This is a genomic window from Deltaproteobacteria bacterium, assembly GCA_016931625.1.
Lineage (GTDB): Bacteria > Myxococcota > XYA12-FULL-58-9 > XYA12-FULL-58-9 > JAFGEK01 > JAFGEK01.
Map to the genome: position 1 here is coordinate 41,865 of JAFGEK010000175.1, position 6,363 is coordinate 48,227.

6 protein-coding genes are annotated in these 6,363 nt (G+C 44.1%); 5 read left to right on the forward strand and 1 reads right to left on the reverse strand.

Annotated features, from left to right (window positions below; genetic code table 11):
* Positions 1-15 precede the first annotated feature (15 nt).
* The 5 genes from argC to argH are packed head-to-tail and all read left to right on the forward strand — an operon-like array spanning position 16 to position 5,383.
* Positions 16-1,089, forward strand: coding sequence for an N-acetyl-gamma-glutamyl-phosphate reductase (gene argC, locus JW841_15140; GenBank protein MBN1962269.1), 1,074 nt, complete (start codon positions 16-18; stop codon positions 1,087-1,089).
* A 5-nt stretch (positions 1,090-1,094) separates the two neighbouring features.
* Entirely contained in the window at positions 1,095-2,222 is a 1,128-nt protein-coding gene (locus JW841_15145; GenBank protein ID MBN1962270.1) for an aspartate aminotransferase family protein, read from the forward strand.
* Positions 2,223-3,236 (forward strand): N-acetylornithine carbamoyltransferase, encoded by a 1,014-nt coding sequence (locus JW841_15150; protein MBN1962271.1) that lies wholly within the window; start codon positions 2,223-2,225, stop codon positions 3,234-3,236. It abuts the gene before it with no gap.
* Complete coding sequence (gene argB / locus JW841_15155) at positions 3,230-4,171, forward strand: acetylglutamate kinase (protein ID MBN1962272.1); 942 nt, start codon at positions 3,230-3,232, stop codon at positions 4,169-4,171. The genes JW841_15150 and argB overlap by 7 nt, the downstream gene beginning before the upstream one ends.
* Positions 4,172-4,195: 24 nt before the next feature.
* Positions 4,196-5,383 (forward strand): argininosuccinate lyase, encoded by a 1,188-nt coding sequence (gene argH, locus JW841_15160; protein MBN1962273.1) that lies wholly within the window; start codon positions 4,196-4,198, stop codon positions 5,381-5,383.
* A 78-nt stretch (positions 5,384-5,461) separates the two neighbouring features.
* Here argH and JW841_15165 read toward each other — a convergent pair whose 3' ends face one another.
* Positions 5,462-6,130, reverse strand: a complete 669-nt coding sequence (locus JW841_15165) for a hypothetical protein (GenBank protein MBN1962274.1) — start codon at positions 6,128-6,130, stop codon at positions 5,462-5,464.
* Positions 6,131-6,363 lie beyond the last annotated feature (233 nt).

Here is a 6,363-nt window from a genome sequence, read left to right on the forward strand (position 1 = left end):
TTGAGGATTAAAATTATGAATGAAACAAAACGCATTCCTATCGCTATTCTTGGTGGCACAGGTTACGTTGCTGGCGAGCTTGCTCGTTTATTGCAAAATCACCCGCGCTTTATACTTGCAACGATAGCTTCAACAAGTCAGGTTGGTGAGCCCGTAGTTAAAGCTTTTCCACATCTTGCCGGTACCAATGCTGATGGCCTTGCTTTTACGGCTCCTGAAGATATTGCACGGTTATTTACTGCTAATGCTGAAGTTGGTGTCTTTGCCGCCACACCTCATGGGGCAACTGCAGCATTACTCGATATTGTATTAAGTGCTGCCGAACGTACTAAAACCAAATTACATGCAGTAGATTTATCAGCCGATTTTCGCTTTGCTGATGTTGCTACTTACGAACAAATTTATGGCCAGACCCACCCCACTCCGCAACGAATAAAAGAATTCACTTGTGCTGTACCTGAACATTTTCAAGGTAAACCAACTGGGCACGCAACCCAACCAGGTTGTTATACCACCTCGGTGGTGCTTGCTGCATATCCATTTTTAGCTGCTGATCTCATCGAACATGAAATTTTCGTCTCTGCAATCACCGGTAGCTCTGGTGGTGGTCGTAAACTTGCTGAAAATGCTCATCACCCAGCGAGGCGCAGTAATCTCTACTCATATAATGCCTTGGCGCATCGCCATGAACATGAAATGCGCATTTTCCTTTCATCTGCCAGTGGCGGTCGCACTCCCGAAGTTGAGTTTGTACCGCATGCTGGCCCCTATGTTCGTGGTATACACTCGACTTTGCGCTTACGTTTGCGCGATGCCTTGCCTGCCAATGTTTTGGTTGATCGCATCAATCGTTTTTATTCGCATAGTCCATTTGTACATGCTACTTTGGCACCACCCATGTTAACTGAAGTGGTTGGCACCAATCGTTGTCGCATTGGTGTATCAGTTCGTGGTCGTACGGCTATCGTTACCTCAGCAATTGATAACTTAGTAAAAGGTGCCGCTGGTGGTGGCGTACAATGGATGAATCGACTTTTTGATTTGCCTGATGAAACAGGTTTACAACTCCCTGGAATAGGATGGTACTAATCCCAATGAAAAGCGCATTGCTATCCGCATTTAAACAAATTGATGTTGAGCCATCTCGAGGTGAAGGCATGTGGCTTTTCACCGAAGATGGTGACCGCTATTTAGATTTTTATGGTGGCCATGCTGTCGCCCTATTAGGCAATTGTCACCCTCGTTTAACTAAAGTTTTAAGTAATCAAGCTCACACCTTATTTTTTCAAACTAATCTTGTGCCCTTAGCAATTCGTGAACGAGCCGCACAACGTTTGGCGAGTTTTGCTCCCCAAGGTTTAGCAAATGTCTTTTTTGTTAATTCAGGTGCTGAAGCCAACGAAAATGCTTTACGCGTGTCTTTTCGTGCCACGGGGCGCAAAAAAGTTGCTGCTGTAGCGGGCGCTTTTCATGGTCGTACCGCAGCCGCTGCGACTATTACCGCTGGGCATGAAAAATGGTACGGCTTTCCGCAAAAACCCTTTGAGGTAGATTTTATTCCTTTTGATGATATCAATGAGTTAAACAATATACTTAATAGCGATACTGCGGCCCTTATTTTCGAACCAGTTCAAGGCGTGGCTGGCGCACGTGCAATGAGTCAAGAGTTTATTAATGCCGCTCGCAAAATAACCAGTGAGAGAGGCATTGTTCTAATTTTTGATGAAGTGCAATGCGGCCTTGGGCGCACTGGCTGGCCCTTTGCTGCCCAGGCTTATGGCGTTACCCCAGACATTATTACAACTGCCAAAGGTATCGCCGGCGGATTCCCGGCTGGGGCTATGTTATGCAATGATGAACTTGCTAAAACTGTTACCCCAGGTGCATTAGGTACTACCTTTGGTGGTGGCCCATTAGCTTGTGCATTAATTGAGGCGGTTATTGATACCATTGAAGAATTAAATTTATTACCCAATGTTCGTCGTCTCTCTGAACGCATTAAAAACGAAGCGGTAGTTGGCCCAATTACCAAAGTTCAGGGAATGGGTTTTCTCTTAGGTTTGCATACAAACATACCCGCAGCAGAGGTTCTTACTGCACTTAGGTCAAAGAAAATTTTGGCTGGTGGTGCCGCCGACCCAAATATTGTTCGTCTTCTACCTCCATTAATTCTTGAAGATGCTCACGTTGATGCATTAATTGCTGCGCTTACGGATATCTAAATGAAAAGCTACCTTGATTTATCCGCATTACCTCATGACTCCATCGAACGGCTTTTAGCACGAGCGCGAGTGCTAAAAGAAAAACCGCTTAATGATGCCTTGCGAGGTCGAGTTATTGCTTTGGTTTTTATGAACCCATCGCTACGTACCTTAGCCTCGATGCAAGCTGGCATTGCCCAACTTGGTGGTAATTCATTTGTTATTCAACCCGGCAGCGGTTCTTGGAAATTAGAGACCCGTTTAGGGGTAGTGATGGATGGTGATGCTGTAGAGCATGTCCGAGAAGCTATACCTGTCTTATCACGCTATGCTGATGCGTTAGCAGTTCGTTGTTTTGCCTCAGGCCAAAATATCGATGAAGACCTTGCTGATTCTACCATACAAGCTATGGCAGATTTATGCCCCAAACCTTTTATCAATTTAGAATCTGGGCTCTCACATCCTTGCCAAGCTTTAGCTGATTGGCGCACCCTTGATGACTTAAATATTCCACGTTCAGGCGGACGTTTTGTATTGTCTTGGGCATACCATCCCAAACCCTTGGCTTATGCAGTACCAGCATCAGCACTTAATATGGCGGTGCATCGTGGTATGCATGTAACTATCTTGCGACCTGTTGGTTATGCCCTGCCAGCAGCAATCATTCAAAGAGCTCATGAATTAGCAAAATTATCAGGGGCCACCATAAGTGAAACCTCTGATCGCAGCGAAGGCATGCGTGACGCTGATGTGATGTATGTTAAAAGTTGGTCAGCTCCCTCTTGCTATGGTGATCCAAGCGAAGAAACAAAACTTCGCGCGCCGTATCGTGATTGGTGTGTACATGAAAGTTGGTTTGCTACTGCTAAAAAAGATGCTAAAGTAATGCACTGCTTGCCAGTACGTCGTAATGTTAAAATAAGTGATGAAGTGCTTGATGGTCCGCGCAGTGTTGTAATCGATGAAGCTGAAAACCGCCTGCATGTTCAAAAAGCCGTGCTCATGGAAATGTTGGCAAAGGATTATCCATGGTAGTTCCATATGATCGTGATCTCAGTATTGGTGCCTTGCGCCAAGCTTTACCATATATTCGTATGTATCGCGGTCGCACTTTTGTGATCAAAGCTGGCGGCGCCATGTGTGCTGATAATGCAGCACAAAGAGAGTTGGCCCAACAAATTGGGGTATTATGTGAATTAGGTATACGCGTGGTATTTGTGCATGGCGGTGGCCCACAAACAACTACCCTTTCAGAAAAACTTGGCGAAAAAGCGATATTTGTTGATGGTCGTCGTGTTACCAGCCCGCAAGCGCTTGAAATTGCAATCATGACTTTAAATGGTTCGGTAAACACCGCGATTGTGTCTGCATGTCGCGCCGCCCATGTCCCCGCAATTGGGGTGTCAGGAATTGACGCTGGCCTGATTCGCGCAATACGCAGACCCCCGCAAGAACGCATAGTAGATGGCCAACCGACTACGGTTGATTATGGTCTTGTTGGTGATATCGTTTCAGTAGACGCCAGTGTAATTAATCGTTTATTAGACGCCCAGTTGGTACCCATCGTTAGCCCGCTATCTGCTGATAACGATGGGTTAGTGCTTAATATTAACGCTGACACAGTAGCCTCTACCTTAGCATGCGCACTCAATGCTGAAAAACTTATTTTCTTAACTGATACCGCTGGGTTACTAGAAGATAAAAATGACCCGGCATCTTTAATAAGCTATACTGATATCAACGGCATCGGTCGCTACGAAAGTCGCGGCGTTATTGCCGGCGGCATGTTACCTAAAGTAAAGGCTGCTAAAGAAGCATTGCAAGGCGGTGTGCAACGCGTTCATATGGTAGGTTATAAAGGCCGCTCTTCACTATTGGTAGAATTTTTCACTAACGAAGGGGCTGGCACGCTAATCGTAAAAGATACCGCTGAACTTCCTTCTACTGAAAATATTACAACCAACCCTTAAGGATTTAAAAAAGGCCAATGAATTATGAGTCGATTATGGGATCGTGGCGAACCTCTTGATAGTTTAGTATTACGATATACCGCAGGTGAAGATCATCTTTTAGATGAACGCCTGGTCGCTTATGATTGTGATGCTTCAAGTGCGCATGCTGCTATGTTGCATGCATCTGGTTTTCTCTCAAGTGCAGACCTCGCTGCTCTGCAAAAAGCTTTAGCTTCATTAAAAGACTCACATGCTAAAGGTGATTGGCAAGTAACTTTAGAAGACGAAGATTGTCATACGGCCATTGAAAATCGCTTAGTTGGCATCGTTGGTGAGCCTGGTCGAGCAATTCACTTAGGACGTTCACGCAACGACCAAGTACTGGCAGCGCTGCGTTTATATTTAAAAGATGCACTCAAGCAACTGGCAGATCTTGCTAATGAATTTGCCGATGAACTTCAAGGCATAGCTAAACGTGATGGTGAATTGGCATTGCCTGGCTATACTCATATGCAACGAGCAATGCCAACTACAGTAGCGCTATGGGCTCAAGGTTTTGCGGCTGAAATTCGCGATGATGCCATTGGCCTTAAGACCGCCCGTCGTCGTGCTGATAAAAATCCTTTGGGTTCGGCTGCGGGTTATGGTATACCAGTGCTCACGCTTAGCCGCGAGCATACCACTAAAGCATTAGATTTCAGTGAAACCCATACCCCGGTTACGGCAGTGCAATTATCACGTGGTAAAGCAGAAGCTACTGCGCTATTTGAGGTTGCCTTGTTGGCTCAAGATTTGGGACGACTGGCTAGCGATTTATGTCTTTATGCTACTAGTGAGTTTGGTTTTGTTAAGCTTGATAGCAGCATTACTACAGGCTCATCAATGCTACCACAAAAGCGCAATCCCGACTTATTTGAACTAGTACGTGGCCGCACTAGTGAAGCAAGCGCTGCTATAATTGAAGTACTTGGCATCACCGCTAAGATGCCCTCTGGTTATCATCGCGATATGCAACTAATTAAAAAGCCGCTATTTCGAGGGCTTGATGCCGTCTATGATAGCACCCGTCTGATGCAGCATGCACTTAAGCATGTGAGTTTTGATAGTGATCGTATGCAAGCCGCCCTTGAACCAGCAATTTATACTGCAGCCAAAGCCTATGAATTAGTACGTGACCAAAAAATTCCGTTTCGTGAGGCCTATCAACGAGTACGTGGTACTAAAAAATAGATAATTTATATCTGATATAATATATTTAACTTTTTCCGAACCGTATTTTTTTGGCATTATTAACAGCACTTGCTACTATTAAGTATTTTTAATTTCATGTTCCACTTGGCGACGGATTTCTTCAAAATTTCTGCCTTCAGCTTTTTTTTGCGCTGCTGCATATTCAGCATTCCTTGTGCTAGCAGTGAATCGGTCTTGGTTTTTATTTGCCAACTCATCAATAGCATTTTGGTTGGCTTTATTAGCACTAGCGACTTCTGCGGATGCTGCCGCAGTAGACTGATCTTTATTAGTTGCAGAAGATAATATGCTGCTAGAGACGCTATTCTCATTAGATGCATAAGAATTCTTATCTGTATATGCTCTGTTTACTGCAAGAATTACATCTGATTTTGGATCAACAAAAGCTAAGAAATTATACCATTTGCTGTTCTTACCCTCAGAGATTACCGAATTCTCTGCCTGCGCAATTAAATCTTTTTCACTAACCGTTATTGTTGATTTGCCTTGTGGGTCAATATTCTCTGAGTGTTCTACTTGCTCATTGCCTATAATTAGCTCAGCCAGCATCTTAGCTATTAACTCACTCCTGTTGTTTTGCGCAGTTGGGTTGCCGATTAATTGCGGTCTAGCAGAGCATGGTTGTAATTGAATAACTATCAGACCATCACCAGTACGAATAATATTATCATTTTCACTGATTGTCTTAACCATCAACTTTGATACACCACTTAATATATTAGCCATTGCTTCGTTAAAGTCGATATTATTCCTTACTGTTGGAGGGTAACTTAACACTGGTCCACTAGCCACCATATATATTTTTCTGGCTTCTGAATTTTTTAAACCAGAAGGATCAGAGTTTTGTCTACCAACCCTTAAATCACTATCACCAACGGGTGCAAGATCAAAAATTGCTTTTCTTGAGAGAATGATAGAGACGATTTCGAATAAGCTCTCACTTAAAATTCCCTATTCCC